Source organism: Dethiosulfatarculus sandiegensis (assembly GCF_000931935.2).
In the GTDB taxonomy this organism is placed as follows: Bacteria; Desulfobacterota; Desulfarculia; order Desulfarculales; family Desulfarculaceae; genus Dethiosulfatarculus; species Dethiosulfatarculus sandiegensis.
On sequence record NZ_AZAC01000011.1, the window covers coordinates 51,065 to 72,216 of the forward strand.

General features: G+C 55.5%; 16 protein-coding genes. 9 read left to right on the forward strand and 7 right to left on the reverse strand.

From position 1 onward, the window contains the following. Positions 1-4 precede the first annotated feature (4 nt). The 7 genes from X474_RS07850 to X474_RS07880 all read right to left on the reverse strand — a co-directional run bounded on the left by X474_RS07850 (position 5) and on the right by X474_RS07880 (position 10,247). Positions 5-2,344 carry a TOMM precursor leader peptide-binding protein gene (locus tag X474_RS07850; RefSeq protein WP_044347983.1) on the reverse strand — a complete coding sequence of 780 codons (2,340 nt, stop codon included), beginning with the start codon at positions 2,342-2,344 and terminating at the stop codon, positions 5-7. A gap of 12 nt (positions 2,345-2,356) precedes the next feature. Then, a complete protein-coding gene (hutW, locus tag X474_RS07855; RefSeq protein WP_044347984.1) occupies positions 2,357-3,886 on the reverse strand; it encodes a heme anaerobic degradation radical SAM methyltransferase ChuW/HutW in 1,530 nt (509 codons plus the stop codon). Further along, entirely contained in the window at positions 3,879-5,420 is a 1,542-nt protein-coding gene (locus tag X474_RS07860; protein WP_044347985.1) for a radical SAM protein, read from the reverse strand. The genes hutW and X474_RS07860 overlap by 8 nt, the downstream gene beginning before the upstream one ends. Further along, positions 5,417-7,435 carry a RiPP maturation radical SAM C-methyltransferase gene (locus X474_RS07865; protein WP_044347986.1) on the reverse strand — a complete coding sequence of 673 codons (2,019 nt, stop codon included), beginning with the start codon at positions 7,433-7,435 and terminating at the stop codon, positions 5,417-5,419. The genes X474_RS07860 and X474_RS07865 overlap by 4 nt, the downstream gene beginning before the upstream one ends. Beyond that, positions 7,432-9,513, reverse strand: a complete 2,082-nt coding sequence (locus tag X474_RS07870) for a RiPP maturation radical SAM C-methyltransferase (protein WP_082464229.1) — start codon at positions 9,511-9,513, stop codon at positions 7,432-7,434. Before X474_RS07870 ends, X474_RS07865 begins: the two co-directional genes overlap by 4 nt. A 114-nt stretch (positions 9,514-9,627) precedes the next feature. Beyond that, complete coding sequence (locus X474_RS07875) at positions 9,628-9,906, reverse strand: nitrile hydratase subunit alpha (protein WP_052514997.1); 279 nt, start codon at positions 9,904-9,906, stop codon at positions 9,628-9,630. A 62-nt stretch (positions 9,907-9,968) separates the two neighbouring features. Then, positions 9,969-10,247 carry an NHLP leader peptide family RiPP precursor gene (locus tag X474_RS07880; protein ID WP_044347988.1) on the reverse strand — a complete coding sequence of 93 codons (279 nt, stop codon included), beginning with the start codon at positions 10,245-10,247 and terminating at the stop codon, positions 9,969-9,971. Positions 10,248-10,562: 315 nt separating this feature from the next. On the opposite strand from X474_RS07880, the gene X474_RS07885 reads away from it, so the two are divergent. The 9 genes from X474_RS07885 to X474_RS07925 all read left to right on the forward strand — a co-directional run bounded on the left by X474_RS07885 (position 10,563) and on the right by X474_RS07925 (position 21,028). Further along, positions 10,563-11,132, forward strand: coding sequence for a flavodoxin family protein (locus X474_RS07885; protein ID WP_044347989.1), 570 nt, complete (start codon positions 10,563-10,565; stop codon positions 11,130-11,132). A 247-nt stretch (positions 11,133-11,379) separates the two neighbouring features. Continuing rightward, complete coding sequence (locus X474_RS07890; RefSeq protein ID WP_044347990.1) at positions 11,380-12,168, forward strand: TrmB family transcriptional regulator; 789 nt, start codon at positions 11,380-11,382, stop codon at positions 12,166-12,168. Between the two features lie 36 nt (positions 12,169-12,204). Next, positions 12,205-13,923 (forward strand): thiamine pyrophosphate-binding protein, encoded by a 1,719-nt coding sequence (locus tag X474_RS07895; protein ID WP_044347992.1) that lies wholly within the window; start codon positions 12,205-12,207, stop codon positions 13,921-13,923. 79 nt (positions 13,924-14,002) lie between these two features. Continuing rightward, positions 14,003-15,286 (forward strand): FAD-dependent oxidoreductase, encoded by a 1,284-nt coding sequence (locus X474_RS07900; protein WP_197282023.1) that lies wholly within the window; start codon positions 14,003-14,005, stop codon positions 15,284-15,286. A gap of 265 nt (positions 15,287-15,551) precedes the next feature. Further along, complete coding sequence (locus X474_RS07905) at positions 15,552-17,033, forward strand: ABC transporter substrate-binding protein (RefSeq protein WP_044347994.1); 1,482 nt, start codon at positions 15,552-15,554, stop codon at positions 17,031-17,033. A gap of 17 nt (positions 17,034-17,050) precedes the next feature. Beyond that, positions 17,051-17,971, forward strand: coding sequence for an ABC transporter permease (locus tag X474_RS07910; protein WP_044347995.1), 921 nt, complete (start codon positions 17,051-17,053; stop codon positions 17,969-17,971). Between the two features lie 3 nt (positions 17,972-17,974). Continuing rightward, positions 17,975-18,964 (forward strand): ABC transporter permease, encoded by a 990-nt coding sequence (locus tag X474_RS07915; protein WP_052514998.1) that lies wholly within the window; start codon positions 17,975-17,977, stop codon positions 18,962-18,964. Further along, a complete protein-coding gene (locus tag X474_RS07920; protein WP_044347997.1) occupies positions 18,961-19,959 on the forward strand; it encodes an ABC transporter ATP-binding protein in 999 nt (332 codons plus the stop codon). The genes X474_RS07915 and X474_RS07920 overlap by 4 nt, the downstream gene beginning before the upstream one ends. Positions 19,960-19,990: 31 nt before the next feature. Beyond that, positions 19,991-21,028, forward strand: coding sequence for an ABC transporter ATP-binding protein (locus X474_RS07925; protein ID WP_082464264.1), 1,038 nt, complete (start codon positions 19,991-19,993; stop codon positions 21,026-21,028). Positions 21,029-21,152 lie beyond the last annotated feature (124 nt).

The window sequence follows — 21,152 nt, forward strand, 5'->3', positions numbered from 1 at the left end:
TTTCCTAATAATCAAATGGAACTTTAAAGAGCTCTTCTTCCCGGCGCGGTTCATCCAGCCAGCCCAGTTTCACCGGTGCGTCATAAAGCCTGCCCGGCCCGAACCTGGGCCACATGTGGCGCAACCCCGGAGCCATGACCCTGGCCACCTTGATCGGTATATCCGGTTGGGATAAATCTTTGACCAGAAGCTCCACCCCCATTCGAGCCAACTGTTTTTTCAAAAACTCAATATCTTTTTTGATGTCATCTGTGGAAAGGTTTTTAAAATCTTCCGGTCTTTTTAAAGGGGCCTTGGGATCAGGCAAAAGATGCTGTTTTTCTTGCCAAGGCGTCTTGATAAGCTCTTGCAAAGCCTTGCCGACCATCTCCTGATTCGGTGAGGCCCAGATCTGGCCCAATTCGCCCAAGGCCCTTTTCAGGGCCACCGTGTAGTCAAAATCACAGCCCAGACCAAACCTGGTGTGACGGTTGACAGGATCATCCAAGGGCGCGCTTATGGCGCAAAAGGCATTCAAGCCCACTTCGTTGGATACATCCAACACATGCAGGCCTCTGTTTTTTTCGGCAAACCCCTTAATTGCCCTCTTTACAAAAAGGCCGGGTATGGCCTCAAGATCCAGGGCGGGTTTCTTTATCCGGTTGGCCCACCAAAGGGCCACGGAATCACGCTCGATCAGCTCGATCAGGCCCTGTAATATGGCTTCTTCCAAACGGGAGCCTGCGGAAAGGCCATTGGAATTGGACCTGGCGTAGCGGTCGCCGTTTTCCAGGGGAAAGCCAAACCACACATACCCTCCGGGAACCAGTTTCCAGCGCTCTTCAGTCAGGGACCAGGCCTGGGTCCAGCTTATAACCTCGTGGTCCTGGTAAGGCCTCGGCACATAGGCCAACAGTGAGCCCCGATTTATCTGCTCCCGATTTTGGTATTGCTCTTTACTGAAATTCAGCAGGTCTGATGGATGCACGGCCCGGTCGGCCACCTGTTCATAAGAGGCTTGGATCAGGTCTTCATCTCCCTGATAGCGTCCGCAATAGCGCTCCACCGCCTCGCCCACGGTGCTCACCCTGGCCTGGATGGCGGTGTATCCCTTGCCCGCCGAGGCCCCCACCGGATAGGACCGCCCCTCCTGATTGGGGTTGATGCAATCCTTTTTGCTCATCACAGTGCCGAAATGGTGCCCTAAAAAGGAGGGATCGCAGGGATTTGGTTTTACATAGGGCACAATTCCGGTGATGGGGCTTATGAGTTTTCGCCAGTCCCGCCAGGTCTCCTCGGGGGAGCGAAAACGCTGCCCGCCCTCGGACAAAGGTGATTTGGGCAAGGGATCGAGCACAAGGGGTTTCAGTCCGGCCAGGTTGGAAAGATCTTTGGGAACCAGAGCCTCACCGCAGACCGGGCATTGGGGCCGTTTGCGTAAAAGGTGCCACTCAAATTCCAAGTTCCTGAAATCAATGCTCAAGACCTGGCCCAAAAGCCCCCTGGCCTCAAAAGGGGCATCTTCTTCCGGTTCGGTCAGCCAGTCACCTCCGGCCAGTTTGGCAAGCTCCAGCCCCAGGGTGGCGCCCACCATGCCCAAGGTCTCTCCCAGGCTGGCCCGGGAAAGGCGCAGGGTGGATTCGGCCCGGGTCTGCTCCATGAAAAAGGCCTCCAGATCCTGGTGCCTCTTAAGGCAATGGGTCAGGCAATCAAGGCAGCCGGTCTTTTCCGGCACAAACAAAGGCCCCAGCCAGGCCAGCATCCCCTTGGGTTTCACAGGCAGCCAGGCGGCTTTCGCCTCTAAAGCCGCCCGGTTAAAACTCAAAAGATCCGGTTCCAGATAATCGGAAGTGACCAAAACCCAGATATCAGCCTCATGCCAATCAAGGCCTTGCCAATCCGCCCCACCGTCATAGGTGGGCTGGAAAAACCCGGTTTCAGTGGTTTCCGGCAGATGGTCGGCCAGCAGGGCGGCATCCGCACCGCCTGCGCTCAAAAGGCCCACCTTTAATTGTTTTCGTCCCGGATCCGGGAGAGGCTCATCCCGATAAAGGGACCAAAAGGCCCTGGACGATGCCTCCGGGCTATGAAACCGCCCCGCACCCGATAGGTCGCCGTTGGTCTCTTCGATAAAGCCTTGCCTGGCCAGAGCCAGGATCTGAAAATAAACGTGGGAAGCCTCATGATAAGGAGCCAGTTCATCGACGATCTCATCTGTGGACCGCTTTCCGTTTATCAAAGAGACCACTCGCCGGGCCAGGGGGTTGGTCACAAAATAGTGCTCCAACTCCGTAACAATGGCCACCTGTTCGGGCCCCAGAATAAGAGGGCTGCAATGAGGGGCAAAACAAGGCCGGTTAATCACTTTACCATCTCCTTAGGGTCGGGGCGTTCTCTTTGCTTCAGCCAAACCAGGTCCCGGCACGGATACGTCGAGGTTTGGAGACAATTCCTTTTGCCTTTCAAACCAGGATCTATTAAACCGTCTTCGGTTTTTCCTGAAATCCATATTGTCAATGAGTTCCATGTCAAAGTCGGGCGAGGCCAGGTCCAGACAGTCGATCATGGCCTGACTCAGGTTGGGCTGCCAGAATTCGCCAGGCCCGCTCATCACCATCCTGTGCTGATCAGGGGTCAGAAGCCCTATCTTTTGCCACTGATCAGTGAGCCATCCCAGCACCGGTTCAAGATCAAGGCCGAATTTTTGACGAAAGCGCTCAAAAGAGATCATGCGCATGCCGGTCTGGTCGGCCACGTCAAAATAGGCCCTGTATTCGGGCGGGGACTGGGTGCAAAAGAACACCGGCCACTTGCCCCGCTCAATCAGGCTGAGGTAACCGTTTAAAATGGGGAAGTTAATAGCTCCAAAACCATTCACCTGGCCATGGGCCGCACAGCCCAGGCCCACCATATCGGTGTCTGAGAAGCTCTCGCTGTCGTAAAGGCAGCGTTCACGGCTGTTTCTTCCCCAATGGGTCATATTGAGGCGTTTCCAGCCCGCGGCCAAAAGGGTCTTGCGCAGCCTGGCGTACATGCGTCCCCTTTGGGGCAGGTCTGCCTCGGCAGGCAGAAGATTGGCTCTGACCGCCTTTTCCAGGGGGTTGTTCACCGCGGTGCGCAGCATATAACCCGAGGCCCCGTCCACCCCGCTTTGCAAAAGGTCGTCCAGATCCCTTTGCCACACATCCATATCCTGATCAGGCAGCCCGTAGATCAAGTCCACGATAACCAGGGCCTTGCCCTGATCGGTTATTTCCTTAAGGGCCTCAAGAAGCTCCTCCCTGGCCAGTTTGCGGCCCATCTGCTTGCGCACCTGGGTGTCAAAGGACTGCACCCCAAAGGAAAAACGATTCACGCCGGATTCAATCGCCGCCTGCCTGCGCTCCTTGTCAAAGCCCTTGAGCCTCCCCTCCAGGGTGATCTCGCAGTCATTGGCCAGCGGCAGATTCTCCCGCACCGTATCCAACAAAAGGCGCAACTGGTCCGGCTCCAGATCCGAAGGAGTGCCGCCGCCCAAGTAAACGCAATGAAAGGGAGCGGACCGCACCCAGGGTTCCTTGGCCTTTTGCCGGATCTCCCTCAAAAGGGCGGAGAGATAGTTTTTCACTTTTTCCGGGCGGTTGAATCCCATGAAGAAACCGCAATAAAGGCATCTGGACCGGCAAAAAGGAAAATGAATATAGATTTTGCGCAGGTTGTTTGAGGGCTTTTGACTGAGCAGCCAGTCCATCATGGGCTGGGAGTCATAACCCGGCATCACCCTGCGGCGCTTGGTGTATTGGTGATACCCCCTCATGTCGGCAAAACTTTCGTAAGTGTCAGGCGGCCTTGTGAGCCCCATGATCAACTCACGGTCTTTTTGCTCCAGGGTGGCAAGGCGTTTTTGAAGCAGATCAGGATCAAACATGCCCGGGTTTCTCCTTTTGGTTGCAATCCAAGGGCGCTCTCTGAGCCATAAAAAGGGAAAAATGCCTGGGAGGGGCCACAGGCCTTTGGGGCCTTTGCGCGGGCCGGGCCAGATCCAAAAGGTCAAACAACCCCTGGATCAGGTTGGGGGCGAAAAACCAACCCGGTTTGCTGAGGGCAAGGCCTTGGGGTGTTTTTTGCAAAAGGCCCTGGCTGAGCCAAGGCCCGGTGACAGACTCGATCAGGGCGCTGATTTTGCTCTGCGCAGACCGGCTTTTGATCCCCAGTCCGGCCGGATTTAAAAAGCCGTGGTTAAGCTGGTCCGCCACACGGTTTATGAGCCTGTAATGCCCCGGCTGTTCAAGCCATACCATCACCGGCTGTACGCCCTTTTCTACCAGGGCCCTGTATGAACCCGGTGCGATATGGTTCACCTGGCGCAGTTTGCCCAGGTCTGAGTTGGCCCCCCAGCCAAACCCGAATATTCGCCCCTTTTCCCTTTGCCTTTTCTCGTAAAGGCACCTTTCCTGTTCGCCTTTTTTCCAGTGGACCAGATCCAGCCTCCGCCAGCCCAGGGTATTTAAAAAATCCCCGGCCCAAAGGCAGAGTTCAGCCTGGCCGCGGGCCTCGGGCACAGGGGGTGCGAGGCCGCCCCTAAGGGCCATATCCAAGGGCGTACGCCCGGAAAGCCGCAAGGGATAAAGGGAAAGGCCGTCCAGGCCCAACTCGGCAAACTCGGTGAGATCCCTTTGCCAAAGCTCCATGCTCTGGCCGGGCAGCCCGGCTATCAAATCAATGCATACGGGTTTGGCGGACCGGGTTTTTATTTGAGCCAGTTTTTGTTTGATCCGGTTCCGGTCAAGACGCCTGCCCAAAAAGCGGCGCAGGTCTGTGTCAAAGCTCTGCACCCCAAAGGAAAATCGATTCACCCCCAGTTCAAGGGCAGTCTCCAGACGGTCCGGGCCGAAACCCTTTAAACGACCCTCCAGGGTGATCTCCGCCCCTGGTTTTAAATTTAGCGAGCTTACAATGCCCTTGAAAAGCCTTTTCATCTGGGAGGGGTTAAGGTCGCTCGGCGTGCCCCCGCCCAGGTAAAGGGCGTCGAAACTAAGCCCTGCCAACATGGATCTTTTATCCGAAAGCTCCTTTAATAGCAGATCCAGATAGTTATCCACCAAACCGGGTTCAGGCCGGGCCATGTAGAAACCGCAATAAAGGCACCTGCTTTTGCAAAAAGGCAGATGCACATAGGCCTTGGTCACCATCTCCGGTTTGACTTGGCAAAGCTCCCGAAAAAGGAGTTCTTTTCCCTTTCCGGCCCTTACCGGCCGCACCAAACGGGAAAACTGGTTGTACTCTCCCAAACGGGCAAAGACATCTAGAGGGTCTTGGGCCGAAGGATCGCCCCACAGGGCCTTTTTCTGCGCCGGTTCCATCTCGGCCCACCGGGTCAGGGCCAGGTCCGGGTCCAGGTGGGTCAGGGCGCTTTCCAGTCCTGGGTCCGGCCCAAAAATCACCTGGTTCGGGCTGATCATATGTCGCCCTCCCTGTCCAGGCGCGGGACAAGGTCAAAATGCTCCAGGGCCTGATAATGCAGCTTATCCAGGATGCCTCCCGGAAAATCGGTTTCCTTTATGTAACCCGGCAGGGGATGCCACAGAGCCAACCCCACCAGGCGTTGGTCCGCGGGCCAAATCAGGCCTTTTTCCATGAGCTCGGCCACGCTGTTTCTGATCCGGGCCTCGCTGTATCCCTCGCCTTTAAATTGCTCAATAAGCTTTTCCTCCAAGGGAGCCTGATCACAGGCCAGGCAGATATCCGCTAAAAGGCCGTTGAGCATCTCTCCCTGCATGACCCCTTGCGGGCGGGTGTCCCTTATCAAAAGCCCTTCGGAAGTATTTTCCATGGTCAGCTGGGGCGGGGCATCCTTGGCCTGGAGCACCTGCCAGCGGCTCACCTCCTGCCACAGGTCGATATATCCCGGAATATCGGTAAGCCGTTTGCCTGCTATGCGGTCCTTTTCCAGGCGAACCTCATCCTCAAAAAAATAGGCCAGGTTGTCCAGGTCAGGGCCGTCCAGAGGATAAATCTTGTCATAAGATCCCAGGCGGTGCAGGTTGAGCCCGAATTCGGACTGGTCTTTGTGATAACGGCTGAACCGGATAAAACGCACCGGACACAGAGTGAGCGGAGCCCAAAGGTGACTTATCAGGGGTGTCAGACGAGCCGCCCTTTGATACCAGCCGGGGTCTTCGCCGGGCACGTCATACAGATAGATCCAATGGGTGTGTAAGCCCTCCTGTCTGCACCATTTAAGCAGTTGCAGGCTGAGCCAGCCGAACCCGCCCTTGCCCATGAGGCTTTGGACCTCTGTCTCCAGGTTCTCGATGCCGAACATGACAGAGGTGAACCCGGCCTGTTTCAATTTTTTCACCAAGGGACGGGTCAAGGTGGAACGGAGATCCCCAAAAAGTTCATAAGGCGCGCCCCTTTCAATCAATACGGGGACCAGATCATAAAACAGCCTTAAATCAAAGGCATTATCCACCAGCCGAAACTTCTTGACCCCATAGGCCCCGGCCAGATGATCCATCTCGGCCAGTATCTGCTCACCGAGCTTGCGGCGATAGGGCTGTTCGCCGGAGTTTAAACCGCAAAAGGTGCAAGGCTTGCGTTCCGCCCACCAGCACCCCCTGGAGGCCTCGATCGGCAGGCAAGGCTTCACCACCTCCTTCAGTACAGCCGTTTCTTTCAAGGCATCAAAATAAGAGCTGTAATCAGGAGGAGGGGCCTTGGCCAGGTTCATGGCCGTAGCCCTGGTCACATGGTCCTTTACCTCGGGATAGCCGTTCTTTCGATAACCGGGCGCCAGAACTCCCAAAGGTAAAGAGGCAGGCTCCAATTCCCGGCCCTTTTGCAAAATACCCTTGACCAGGCCGGTTATGATCTCATCGGCCTCGCCGCTCACCACATAATCCACCCACTCAAATGAACGGTGAGTGGCCAGCCCCATGCCGGACTCGCAGTTGGCGCCGCCCATCATGGTCACGATCCCGGGGTCAAGCTCGCGCACCCGCCGCAAAAGAGCCAATGAAGAGACATGGGCCATAAAGGTGGTGGAGCAACCGATTATGGCCGGGTTTTCCTCCACCAGTTCACGAGCCAATTCATCTATGAACCGGGCCGCCTCTTTTCTTAAATTCAGCATGGTCTTGATGATGCCTTTTTTGCCCAGATGGCGCATGGAGGCATCCGCCTGCAACATCAGCATCTCCTGGTAGCGGTCCTCCACATAGTCTGTCTGATCTGTATCCAACTCGGGAAAGGCGGCTGCGGAAAAACTCCAGTCGGCCAGATGGTAATTAAGAAACCCGGCCATGTCATAGGCGTAAAGCCCCACCCTTTCCCAGAAAAGCAAGTTGGCCTCAATAACCCTGGTCCTGACCTTTGCCTTATCCAATATGGCCTTTAACAATCCCAGACCGGCCGAGGGGCGCACCACATCGGTGTAGGGCATATTGACCAAGAGAATATCCACGCCTTTTGTCATCTTTTTTCCCCCTGGACAAAATGGGCTCCGGGCCGGTATTGAGTGGCCTTCAGGGCGTAATACAGGTTTTTATCTATTGAACCCGCCGGGAAAAGGCGGTCGGGTAAAAGGGAGCGCCTGGGTTTGGGTAGGGCCAGGAAAAGCGCTTTCTGATCCATCACCAAAACCAGTCCGGCGTGTTTCAACTTTTCCAGGGAATTTTCGATCTCCTGTTCCCCCCATTTTTCCGCCAGACCGTTACCAACAAGGCGTTTAAGCCCAAGCCCCTGATCGCAGGCCAGACAGATTTCCCGCAAAAGACCGGTCAGGGCATATTTTGAACCCAACGTGGTCGGACGGGTGTCTGTTATCTCAAGCACCCCGTTTTGGTCCTTGTAAACAAGGCGGGGAGGCTCCTTGGACCTGAAGAGCCGATTCCACAAAAGAACCGCTTCTTTAAGCCGCTTCAGGCCTTTTTGGCCTCGCGGCCTTTCCGCGAACTCGCGGTCCTCGAAGTCCCAGACCAGGTCAGCCAGCTCTTTTTCCCCCAGGGGGTATATCCACTTAAAAATCTCTTTGGGTTTAAGGCTAAGCCCAAACCTGGGAGCCTTTTGTTCCAGGGTGCTGAAACGGGAAAGCTGCACCTGGTTCAGGTAAAGGGGGGGCTGCAGGTGATGTAAAAGGGGTATGATATCCGCGGTCACCTCATGCCAGGCGTCCTTTTCCCCCGGATAATTGTAAAGAATCATCCAGATAAGGCTAATGCCCAGCTCAAGGCAATTTTTCAGAAAACGGATATTGTTTATCCCGCTTAAGCCCTTGTTGAGAATTTTCAGGGCCTCCGAGGAAAGGCTTTCCATTCCCGGCTGAGCCACCACAACCCCGGCTTGAGCCAGGATGGAAAGCTGCCTTTTGCTCAGGCTGGGGCTCAGTTCACAAAAAATATTTTTCCCGGGCAGTTCCGCAGGCAAAGCCGGGAAAAGAGTTTTCAAGTGGTTTGGGGCCAGGATATTGTCGGCCAGGATAAAACGGTCCACCTGATACCTGGCCGAGAGGTGTTGCATCTCCCTGATCACCTCTTTTGCGGGCCTGACCCGATAATGATTGGCCGGTCCATTTAACGAGCAGAAAAGACAAGGTTTTTTAGTTGCATTATAACACCCCCTGGAGGCCTCGACCAAAAGGCCGGGAGAGACGCATTCATTCAGGAATTCGCATTTTTCCAGTTGGGTGAAGTAGTCGTCATAATCAGGGATCGGGCGCTTTGTATCCTTTGCACCCCAATCGGAGATCATGGCCCTTACCTGGTCAGGCTCCAATCCCTGGTAATGGTTTTTTCGGTGCGCCGGTCCCAAAACACCTTGGGGAAGCTCATCTGACTGCAAATCCGGGCCCTTGGCTAAAATAGATTTCACCAAAGGCGCAAAAATGAGATCCGCCTCGCCCGAGACCACAAAATCCAGCCAGGGGAAATGCTTATGCAAAGAGAGCCCCATGACGGTTTCGCAGTTGGCCCCGCCTAGCATGGTGACCAGGCCGGGGTCAATTTCCTTTAAGCGACGCAAAAGGGCCAGAGAGGCGGTCTGGCATTGAAAAGTGGAGCTCAACCCGATAACGGCCGGTTTTTCCCGGCTGATCTCTCCGGCCAGATAAAGGATGAAATCTTCTGCCCGTTCGCGAAGATCAAACAGGGCTTCGGTGACTGTCTGGTTATCCAGGGCGGGAAGGCTGTCCTTCACCTGCTCCCAAAACAAATTGACATATGAAACCGGGTCCGGGTCGAACCCCTTAAAGGCGGAGCGGGCAAAGATCCAGTCTCCCACCCAGCAATCCTGGCGACCGGCCAGGCGGTAGGGGAAAAGACCCACTTTTTCGGCGAACTCCAGATTGGCATAGAGGCAGCGGCAATCAATGCCCTCCTGCGTGAGCGCCCCCTTTAGTATCCCCAAGGCCAGGGAAGGACGCTCCAGCACGGTGAAAGGCATATTGACCAGGCACACATCCACTTGGCTAATGAAACTCCCCTTTAATAAGAGCACCGGCTTCGGCAACAACCGGACAACATCAACATGAATTTCAGGGAATGCCCCTCGGCGCATCCGGTTTAAAGACAAACCGCAGCCGTGCCCGACCCTTTGGGTCAGGTTTAATCCGGGGCCGGGGGCTTTGACTTTGCCGATCCACGGAAAACAGGAATCAGAAAGACTTCCCTCTCAGGGAGTGCAGCAGCAGCAGCATTGGGCAGAGGCCACCATGCGGGAGGCCACATCCTCCACCTGGCCGATATTCTCCGGCGGAGGCGGCAAGACCAGCACCCAGTGGTTTTCATTTTTCTGGTCTATGACCTTAAATTCCATGTCCGGGGGCAGATCCACGCCCTCGTCTTTCATAACCCCTTCAAAGTCCGTGAGCAGCCTTTGTTTATAGTCAGCGTCAGCCCAGGCCTTAGCCACAATGCGGGCCCATGATTTATGCCAATTCTTGCTGTCCATTGACCTATCCTCCCGATATTTCCTTAATACGGATTAACCGCCTGAAATAAGGTTGCCCTTTCTCAGCCGGAGCAGGAGCAGCACTGCATGTCTGCCAGGCGCGATTCCAATTTTTCCACACCCACCTCATCCGGCGGCGGCGGCGGAATAACCAAAACCACATGTTTGTCGTCTTTTTGCTCCACCACCTCAAAGCTGGCCTCCGGGGGGTAGTTCAGGCCTTCTTCGTTTTTGAAGACATCATGGGGATTGGCCAAAAGGCGTTTCTTGTAATCCTCGTCCGCCCAGGCCTTGGCCACGATCCGGGCCCAATGTTTTTGGCGTTCTTCTTGTTGGGACATGGGTTATCCTCCCTTTCCGGATAAAGAATCAAAGGGGCTTGGGGCCGGTTAAATCCGGTAGATGATTATAGACTGATAGTATTAAGAGGTTTGGGAAAGGTCAAGTCTATTCATACTATTAAGCATAAATTAACAATGAATAAACCTTGCCGCGCATACCTGCCCGAATAAAAAAACACGTAAATTTAGGGTTGCAATCAGCCGCACCTCGCGCCAAGTTTTTTAAACACGTAGCCGCAATCACCAAAAACATGCTATGAGTGAACAGCTCCGGATTATTTCCGGGCGCCTGTTTTTTTTCACGAAAGGAAAACCGTGGATCTTGTGATTCTCATGGCAAGCCCCCGGCCCAAGGGATACACCAGCCGGGCGGTTGACTGGCTCACAGATGAACTCATCCTCATGGGACATCAGGCCGAGGTGATCAACCTGGCCGAATTCAATATCCTGCCCTGTAACGGCTGCAGTCAATGCCAGGACGCACAAGAAACGCCCTTTTGCCCCCTGCCGGACGAGGTCTCCCTGATCTGGGAAAAGATGATCCCGGCCGATGCCCTGATCTGGGCCGCGCCGGTTTACTTCTGGTCGCTTCCCGCTCGGGCCAAGGCCCTTTTGGAGCGCAGTGCGGCCTTGGTGACAGGGTTCAGGGACAAGGGGCACCATTCACTTTTGGCCGGTAAAAAACTGGGCCTTTTGGCCACCTGCGGCGGACCGGCGGAAAACGCAGACCAGTTGATAAGTGTATTCTCCCTGGCGGGAGATTACTTTCAGCAAGAACCTCTGCTGCGCCTGGTTATTGAACACACCTATCAGCCGGATAAACCGGATTTCAACGATCAGGTTAGGACCCGTTATTTTGCCAGGCTACTGGCAAGCAAATCTTAATTAAAACAAACGATTACTAATTATTCCATTAAAAGGGAAGGCCGGTAAAATATCTGTTGCTCCCATGGGAGCAACATGCTATTGTGGGCCATGGAGAAAAGCGCACTTCCTTTTGTCCAGGCCAAAGAGTCATAAACTTGGCAGGGTCCCCGCCAGAGCCCGATCAAGAGACCCAGGTCCAGACCGCGCATTTACCACAACTGTTCTCCATGTGAGCCCAAAACACAAAAACAAAAAAGATCGGGCCATGATTGTCAATGAACGCCTGCGAGAGCTGGGTTTTTCCAAATACGAGATATCCTGTTACCTTGCCCTGGTGAACCATCACCCGGCCAACGGCTCCCAAATCAGCCGACTCTCAGGCGTCAGCCGTTCACGCATCTACGACATTCTGCGCAAAATGCTGCATAAAGGCCTGGTAAACGAAATCGGGGAAGGACTGTATCTCCCCCTGCCCCCCGAAGAGCTGATCAAGCGCCTAAAGAGCCAGTTCGACTCCAACCTGGCTCTCTTAAAGGAAGAGGTGGACCGCACCTCCTGGCGCTCCGACCATGAACACATCTGGACCTTGCGCGGTTTGAACGAAACCATGGGCAAGGCCCAGGAGATGACCGCCTCGGCGGAAAAAGAAATCTACATACGCTGTTTTCCCATGGAAGGCAGGCTCATAGATTCAAAGCTCCACCAGGCGGTTAAAAGGGGTGTCTTGGTGAAATACATCTCCATGGGGCCCCCCTTGAGCCCTTTTGAGATCCAGGTTGTTCACCCGGGCTGGGAGCATCTGGAGCGCCGCCTGGACGGCCGCTGTTTTGACCTGATAACAGATCGCAAAGAGGTTTTGGTCGGCAAATTCCAGGCAGGCAAGGAAGACCAGGCCCCCTTTAAATGGACCAGAAGCCACTGGTTCGTCACCTCCAGCAGAGACAGTCTGCGCCATGATTTTTTTCATTTTTTTCTGAACAAAATCCACGAGGAGAAAAAAATCCTGACCCTTAAGGAGCAGGAGATATACCAGCTGATCAAAGAGGATTACTGAGCTCTTAAACACTTTTCTAAAAACAGGAGCAAGCCCATGACCGGCGCCCAGGTTCTGGTTGATATGCTGATTAAATATGGTGTTAAATATATTTTCGGCGTACCGGGTGACACCTCGCTGGCCCTTTACGAGGCCCTTTACCAGGCAGGCGGAGATATCACCCATGTGCTCTGCCGGGACGAGCGTTCAGCCACTTTCATGGCCGACGCCTATGCCAGGTTGAGCCACAAGCCCGGCGTGGCAGAGTGCCCGAGTGGAGCCGGAGCCCTTTATTCCACCCCCGGTGTGGCCGAGGCCAATGCCTCTTCCATTCCGGTTATCCTTTTCACCTCGGGCATAAGCATGGCCGGAGAAGGCAAAGGCACCATCACCGAGCTTGACCACCACACGCTTTTCGAGTCCATAACCAAATGGTCCAGCTTCCTCAAACTGGGATCCAAGCTGCCTGAAGAACTGCGCAGGGCCTTTCGCATAGCCACCACGGGCAGGCCCGGAGCGGTGCATCTGGTTTTGCCGATCGAAAACATGAAAAGTGATCTGAACCAGGCGGGCGATGACCTTTGGGTGGAGCCCGAATGCCGCCATTACCCCGCGTTTCGCACCCAACCCAGCAGCAAGGTGCTTAAAAAGGTGGTCAAAAACCTTTTGGAGTGCAGACGTCCGGTGCTGGTGACCGGCGGCGGGGCCAACCACTCCCAGGCCGGTGAGATAATTCTGAAGATGGCAGAGTGGCTGGAAGCCCCTGTGGTGACCACCATCAGCGGCCAGGGCGTTATGGACGACGGACACCGCCTTGCCCTGGGCGTGGTGGGAGACAACGGTTTTCATCCCCATGCCGTGGGAGCAGTGGAAAAGGCGGATCTTTTGTTTTATTTGGGCTGCAAAATGGGCTCGGTCTCCACCATGAAGTGGACCCTGCCCTCTCTGCGCCCGGATCTGAAAATCATCCAGCTCGACATGGACCCCACCATACTGGGGAACAACTATCAGAACTCCATCAGCTTAAACGGAGATGTGCGCCAAACCCTCGAGGTGCTCTTTGAGATGCTCACCGCCCAGGCCAATCCCAGGGAGGCCAGGCCCTTTGTGGAGGAGCTGAACCAAAAACGCAGTGAATTCTGGGAAAAGGCCAAAGCGGAATTTACCGACGATTCCGTGCCGCTTAAGCCGCAAAGGGTGATACACGCCCTTAACCAAAGACTCCCCTCGCCTTCGGTGGTGATCTCGGACGCAGGCACGCCCACTCCCTACACCACCCGCTACCTGAGGCTCGGAGGAGGAGGTTCCAGGTTCCTGATTCCCAGGGGCTATGGGGGATTGGGCTATGCCATACCCGCGGTGGCGGGAGCCCATTTCGCCTGCCCCCGGGCAAGGGTGGTGGGCCTTTTCGGAGACGGAAGCCTGGGGATGAGCGCTGGAGAGCTGGAGACCTTGAAAAGGCTCAACATCCCGGCGGTGCTCATACACTTCAACAACTCCTGCTTTGGCTGGATAAAGGCCCTGCAGGCCATTCACTGCCGGGGCAATTTCCAGTCGGTTGATTTTTCTTCAGGCGACATGAGCAAAGTGGCCCAGGGGTTCGGCCTGGCAGCCTGCCACGTAAAGACAGCGGCTGAACTGGACCAGGCCCTGGACCAGGCCTTTGCCGCCAAGGAACCGTTTTTTGTAGATGTTCTGACAGAGACCGAAACCAAACAAACACCACCGGTGTTTTCCTGGCTCAAGGCGACCGGAAAGGACCCCGCCTGCGGCTAAGGCCGGCGGGGTGTCCTTAAACCGCCTTCAGGGCTGAACCGCAATCAGGAACAGGGATTTCCAAAAGGAGATATCAATCATGCAAGTAATCATCGTGGGGGGAGGTTGGGCCGGATGCGCAGCCGCTTTACAGGCTGCCAAAATGGGCGCTCACGCAACTCTGCTGGAAAGAACCGACATGCTCTTGGGCACTGGTCTGGTTGGCGGCATAATGCGCAATAACGGCCGCTTCACCGCCACGGAAGAACTCATCGCCATGGGCGGCGGAGAAATCTTTCAAACCATAGATACAAACTATCTGCATAAAAACATCCAATTTCCGGGTCACGACCATGCCTCGCTCTACAATGTGGCGACCATGGAGCCCATCATCAAAAAGCTCCTTTTAAAGGCGGGGGTGGAGATCCTTTGCCAAACCAGGGTCACCGATGCCGAAATGGAAGACAAGGCCATAAGGGCGGTTTTGGCCAAAAACAGGGAAACCGGCGAAACCGTGAAGCTTGAAGGCGATGCCTTCATAGACACCACCGGCACCGCAGGTCCCATGGCCAACTGCACAAAATACGGCAAGGGCTGTGCCATGTGCGTGCTGCGCTGCCACAGCTTTGGCGGCAGGGTGAGCCTGGCGGCCAAAGCCGGTGTACAGGAGATGATCTGTAAAAGGGGTGATCAGACAGGCGCGTTCAGCGGATCCTGCAAGCTTTTTAAAGAATCTTTAGCTCCGGAGATCCTGGAGACCTTGAACACAAACGGTGTTGTGGTCGTGCCCCTGCCCAAGGACAAGGCCCTTACCGGCAAGCTGGCCATAAAGGCCTGTCAGCAATACGCCCTGCCCGAATTCGCAAACAGCATCATCTTGTTGGACACCGGCCATGCCAAGCTGATGACTTCCTTTTTCCCCCTGGATATGCTGAGGCAGGTGCCCGGCTTTGAAACCGCCCGTTTTGAAGACCCCTACTCCGGCGGCATTGGCAACTCGGTGCGCTATATGGGCATGAGCCCCAGGGACGACTCCCTCAAAGTCAAGGGGGTCTTGAACCTGTTCTGCGGCGGTGAAAAGGCGGGCCTTCTGGTTGGCCATACGGAAGCCATCTGCACAGGCGTTCTGGCCGGTCACAACGCAGTGAAATACGCCCAGGGCAAGGATCTTCTGATTCTGCCGGAGGCCACGGCCATTGGCGACGCTGTAAGGCATGTGCGCAAGAGTATGCAGACGGAAAAGGGCATGAGCCTTAAGTACACCTTTAGCGGCTCGGTATTTTTTGAGCGCATGAAAGAAAAGGGGCTTTACTCCAAAGACCCACAGACCATTGCAAAAAGAGTAAATGAAGCTGGTGTGTCCGGTGTGTTTAATCAGAAATAATCATTGCAAAACCTGTTTATTTTGTGGATAAGGTAAAGATTCGAACTAAACAGGTCTCGATTTTGGTTACTCTTAAGCAGGACCTTAGGACGAATCCAAACCAAATCCCGCAAATAATAAAACCCGACCGGGGCAATCCGGCTTCGGGGGGAGAGGGGGTTTGGTCAATCTGAATTGAACAGGGCCAAAGGGGGAGGCCCGGTTCGATTCCCTCCAGGAGCTTTCATAACTTTCTTGGCGGAAAGACCATTTAAGGAGGAGAGGCATGAAGAAATTCGGGCTGCTGTTTTTGGTTCTTTTAACCACCTTGGCCCTGGGCGCAGGCCTGGTCCAGGCCAAGGATGCGGAAGTTTCCATTGCCCTGGGTTCGGAACCCACCACCTTGGACCCCCAATTAAGGGAAGACGGCGGTGAACGGGCGGTGAACGACAACATCTACGAAACCCTTTTGACCCGCACGCCCAAAGGCGAGCTTATCCCGAGCCTGAGCCAGGGAATGCCCACCTTGGAAAACCCCACCACCTGGCAGGTCAAGCTACGGCCGGGCGTTAAATTCCACAACGGGGAGGACTGCAACGCAGACGCGGTTGTCTACAGCGTAAAACGCGTCATAGACCCCAAATTCAACTCGGAGCAGATCTCTTTCTTTTCCACCATCACCGGCGCTTCCAAGGTGGACGACCTCACGGTGAATATCACCACCAAGGGTCCGGACCCCATTCTGCCCTCGCGCCTGTACTGGCTAAAGATAGTGCCCCCCAAGCACTCCAAGGACCCCAAGTTCGCGGAAAAGCCCATAGGCACAGGCCCTTATAAGTTAAAGGTCTGGAACCGGGGCCAAAACATCATACTCGTCAAAAACGACGCCTACTGGGGCCAAAAACCGGCGATCGCCACAGTCAACTACCGCTTTATAGAAGAGCCGGGAACCCGTCTGGCCGGTCTCATGGCCGGTGAGTTTGATCTGATCACCAACCTTCTGCCCGAATTCACCAAACAGGTTCCACAGAGCATTCACATCCTGGGTTTGGAACACCCCATCATCATCCTGAACGCGGACAAAGGCGTTACCAAGGATGTGCGGGTGCGCAAGGCCCTGAACTATGCGGTGGACAAAAAAGCGCTGGCCGAAGGGCTTTTTGAGGGATTTGCCCAGGTGGCCGAGGGCCAGCTTTTGAGCCCCTCCTTTTTCGGGTTTAACGAAAATGTAAAGGCCTATCCCTTTGACCCGGAAAAAGCCAAAAAGCTCCTTAAAGAAGCCGGAGCCGAAGGAGCCACAGTGGAGATTATCGGCACTTCCGGCCGCTGGCTCAAGGACCGGGAGCTGGTGGAGGCGGTGGCGGCCTACTGGAAAAAGGTCGGCATAAACGCCAAGGTGCGCATCTTTGAGTTCAATGAATACCTAAATCGCCTGTTCGACAGAAAGACCAGGGCCGACGCCATCTTCGTGGTCAGCAGTAACGAACTTCTGGACGCGGACAAGAGCTTCAGCGCCTATTACAAATCAGGCGGCATCGGCTCCTCCAACACAGATAAAACATTGGCCGATCTGATTGAAAAGGCCCGCACGGAAACCGACGTGAAAAAGCGGACAGATCTCTATCATCAGGCGGTGAAAAGGGCCTATGACAATGCCTATTTTGTCTGGCTCTTAAATATTGAAGACATCTACGGACTGAGCAAAAGGCTCATCTGGCCCGGCCGGGTAGACGCCCAGCTTCTGGTCAAGGAAATGAAAGTCAAATAATAAGGGATCTCAATTAAATGGGCCGGTACATTCTAAGACGCATTATTCAAGGTTTGATCGTCATCATCGGGGTGACAGTGGTGGTTTTCGTAGTCACCCGCATGGTGGGAGACCCGGTAAAGGTGATGCTGCCCCTGGAATCAACTCTGGAGCAGCGGGCCGCCTTTGAAAAACAACTGGGACTGGACCGGCCCATTTACATCCAATTCGCGGATTTTCTGGAAGACATATCCAGGCTGGATTTTGGCGACTCCCTTTGGCAGCACCGTCCGGCCATGGATATTGTCTTTGAAAAACTGCCTTTCACCTTTCAGCTGACCGCAGTGGGCATAGGCCTGGCCTTTGTTATCGCCGTGCCCCTGGGCATCATAGCGGCCCTAAGGCCGGGCGGTATTGTGGACCGGCTCACGGTTTTCCTGAGCCTTTTGGGCTTGAGCGTTCCTCAATTCTGGCTGGGTCTTCTTTTTATCGTGATATTTGCGGTGCAGATGCACTGGCTGCCAACCTCGGGCGCGGGTTCGCCAAGCCACATCATAATGCCCGCCCTGACCATGGCCCTGCCCGCCCTGGCCCGCATTGTGATGATAGTGCGTTCTTCCATGATAGACGAGTTGAACGCCCAATATGTAAAAACCAGCTTTGCCAAGGGCCTTCCCTTTATCCGGGTGGTGGGCGTGCACGCCTTGAGAAACGCCAGTCTGCCGGTGATGACCCTGGCGGGTTGGGAGACTATCCGCGCCCTGGCCGGGTACTCGGTGGTGGTGGAGACGGTCTTTGCCTGGCCGGGGATAGGCATGACCGCCATTCAGGCCATAGAAAGGGAAGACCTGATTCTGGTGCAGGCCATAGTCTTTTCCGTGGCCATCATGGTGGTTTTGATAAATATCGCCATGGACTTTATCTATAAACTCTTAGACCCCAGGCTGAAACTGGCTTAACAAATGGATCAGGCAAGCAATCTGAAAAAAGCCCTGGCTCAGTCCAGGCCACAATGGCAAATGAAGCTCAAGGAGCTGGGCCAGGAACTTTGGCGAGACAAGGCAGGCTTTTTCGGCGTGGTCTTGATAGTGGCCCTGGTTCTCATGGCCGTACTTGCTCCCTTTATCTCACCCCACGACCCAACGGAACAGGACTTGAGCGCCCGGCTGGCCCCGCCTTTCTGGTATGAAAAGGGCAGCCTGACCCACATATTCGGCACCGACCACCTGGGGCGCGACGTGCTGGCCCGGGCCATATACGGCTCCAGGGTGTCGCTTTTGGTGGGGGCCCTGGTGGTGCTTATCGCCGGGGGATTCGGGGTGGTCATGGGGCTCATCGCAGGTTACCTGGGAGGCCGGGTTGACAGCTTTGTCATGCGCTGGATCGACACCCAGGTGGCCTTTCCCGGGCTTTTGCTGGCACTTATCATCCTGGCGGTGATCGGGCCTTCCATAACCACTGTGGTTCTGGTGCTCTCCCTAAACGGCTGGATGGTATATGGGCGCATGACCCGAAGCGCTGTTTTGAGCGTGCGTCAGACCCCCTATGTGGAGGCCGCCGAGATTGTGGGCTGCAAGTGGCCCAGGATCATCTTCCGCCACATACTGCCGAACCTGACTTCTCCGCTTTTGACCCTGTCCATTCTTGAATTCGCCCGCATTGTGCTGGCCGAGGCGGCGCTCTCCTTTTTGGGGCTCGGCATTCAACCTCCGGCCACCTCCTGGGGGCTGGATGTGGCCACCGGCAAAAACTATATGTTCATGGCTTGGTGGCTGGTCACCATACCCGGCACGGCCATTGCCATAACCGTTCTGGCCATTAACCTGGTGGCAAGCTGGATGAGGCTCATATCGGATCCCCAGGAAAGGGAAAAACAGTTTGCCCGTTACATGGCGGTGCGCATGCGCAGGAATAAAAACCAAAAAACCGCCAAGGAGGTGACCGCTTCATGACCGGCCGCGACCAAGCACCCCTTTTGGAGGTCAGGGACCTGGTGGTGCATTTCTATACCCGGGCCGGAGTGGTCCAGGGGGCCAGGGGGGTCTCCTTTAAGGTGATGCACGGCCAAACCCTGGGCATTGTGGGGGAATCCGGATCAGGCAAAAGCGTCTCGGTTCAGGCGGTAATGGGCCTGATAAACACCCCCGGACGCATTATCAGCGGGGATATCCGTTTCAAGGGACGCTCCATCATGGACGCGGCGGGGCGCGACTATGTGCGCCGGGTCCGGGGCAAGGAAATCTCCATGATATTCCAGGACCCCATGACTTCGCTGAACCCGGTTTTCACTGTGGGCACCCAGATCACCGAAGTGCTCAGGCACCATCTGAAAATGAATAAAAAAGCAGCCCGCAAAAGGGCCATGGAACTTTTGGAGCTGGTGGATATAAACGCCCCGGGAAAAAGGCTCAAGCAATATCCCCACGAACTTTCAGGCGGCATGCGCCAAAGGGTCATGATCGCAACCGCGCTGGCCTGTGAGCCTGAACTGATCATAGCCGATGAGCCCACCACCGCCCTGGACGTAACGATCCAAGCCCAGATTCTGGAGCTTCTGGCGGACTTGCAGGAAAGGCTCAATGTTTCGGTGATCATGATCACCCACGATTTGGGCGTCATTGCCCAGCTGTGCCACCGCCTGGCCGTGATGTATGCAGGCCGCATTGTGGAAGAAGGCGATGCCGTAAAAGTCTTTGAAAACCCGGGCCATCCCTACACCATGGGGTTATTGGGCGCCACCCCCAGACTGGACAAGGTGGAAGACCGCATGGTCTGCATAAACGGAGCGCCGCCTAACCTCATAGCCCCGCCCAGGGGATGCGCCTTTTCTCCCCGCTGTCAGATGGCCAGGGAGGAGTGCTCCAATCCCCAGAGCCTGGCCTACATAACCAAGGACCGGCAGGTCTGTTGCTGGTGTGCCGCCAAAAGCAGGGAACGCGAAAACTGAAAAAAAAACCGGCCAGGCCGGGATAATCACCATGGAGTCAGGAAAAGTGAGTCAGCAAGCGGAGTTGTTATCGGAAAATCCCCGGGAGGGCCAGGCTGCCCCCCTGGTTGAGGTAAAGGATCTGACTGTCAGGTTTCCGGCCGGGCGCAGCGGGTTCTGGGGACAGCACCGCCTTTTTGTCCACGCAGTTGAAGGAATCGATTTTTATATAAGACCGGGCGAAACCTTGGGCCTGGTCGGGGAATCAGGCTCCGGCAAGAGCACCACCGGCAGGGCCATATTGGGCCGAGTGCCGGTTGCCAGGGGCAAGGTCATGTTCAAGGGTGAGGATATCACCCACCTTGGCAGGGAAGAGGTGCGAGGCTTAAGCCGACATATGCAGCTTGTGTTTCAAGATCCCTACGCCAGCTTGAACCCCAGGCTGAAGATCATAGATATTGTGGCGGAGCCGCTTATTGTACACGGCCTGGTTAAAAACGCAAACGATGCGGCCGACCAGGTGGCGCACCTTCTGGAACTGGTGGGGCTGCCGCCGGACAGCGGGGCCCGCTATCCCCACGCCTTTAGCGGGGGGCAACGCCAGAGGGTGGGGATCGCCCGCGCCCTGGCCTTGAAACCCGAGTTCATTGTGGCCGACGAGCCGGTGAGCGCCCTCGATGTATCGATCAGGGCCCAGGTGGTGAACCTGATGCAGGACTTGCAGTCCGAATTCGGGCTGACCTATCTTTTCATAGCCCACGACCTGGCTGTGGTGCGCCACATCTCAAACCGCATAGCCATCATGTACTCGGGCAAAATCGTTGAGATCGCAGGCAGAAACGCCATCTATGAATCGCCGGTCCATCCCTACACAGAGGCTTTGCTTTCGGCCGTGCCGGTGCCAGACCCCAAGGTGCAGAGGAGCAGAAAACGCATTGCCTACAGCGGCGAAGCGCCCAATCCCTTGGATCCACCGGCCGGTTGCCGCTTTCAGTCCCGCTGTCCCCTGGTCACGGAGAAATGCCGCAAGGAGGAACCGCCTTTGACCGAGCGGCTGCCCGGCCAATGGGCGGCCTGTTGGATGAGATAATCAGTCGTACAAATGACAGCATACCTTTCTGCCGGGGCTTATTTCTTTTATCTGCGGAGCTTTTTCTCGACAGATATCCATCACTTTGTGACAACGCAGATGGAAATGTCATCCCGGAGGCGGA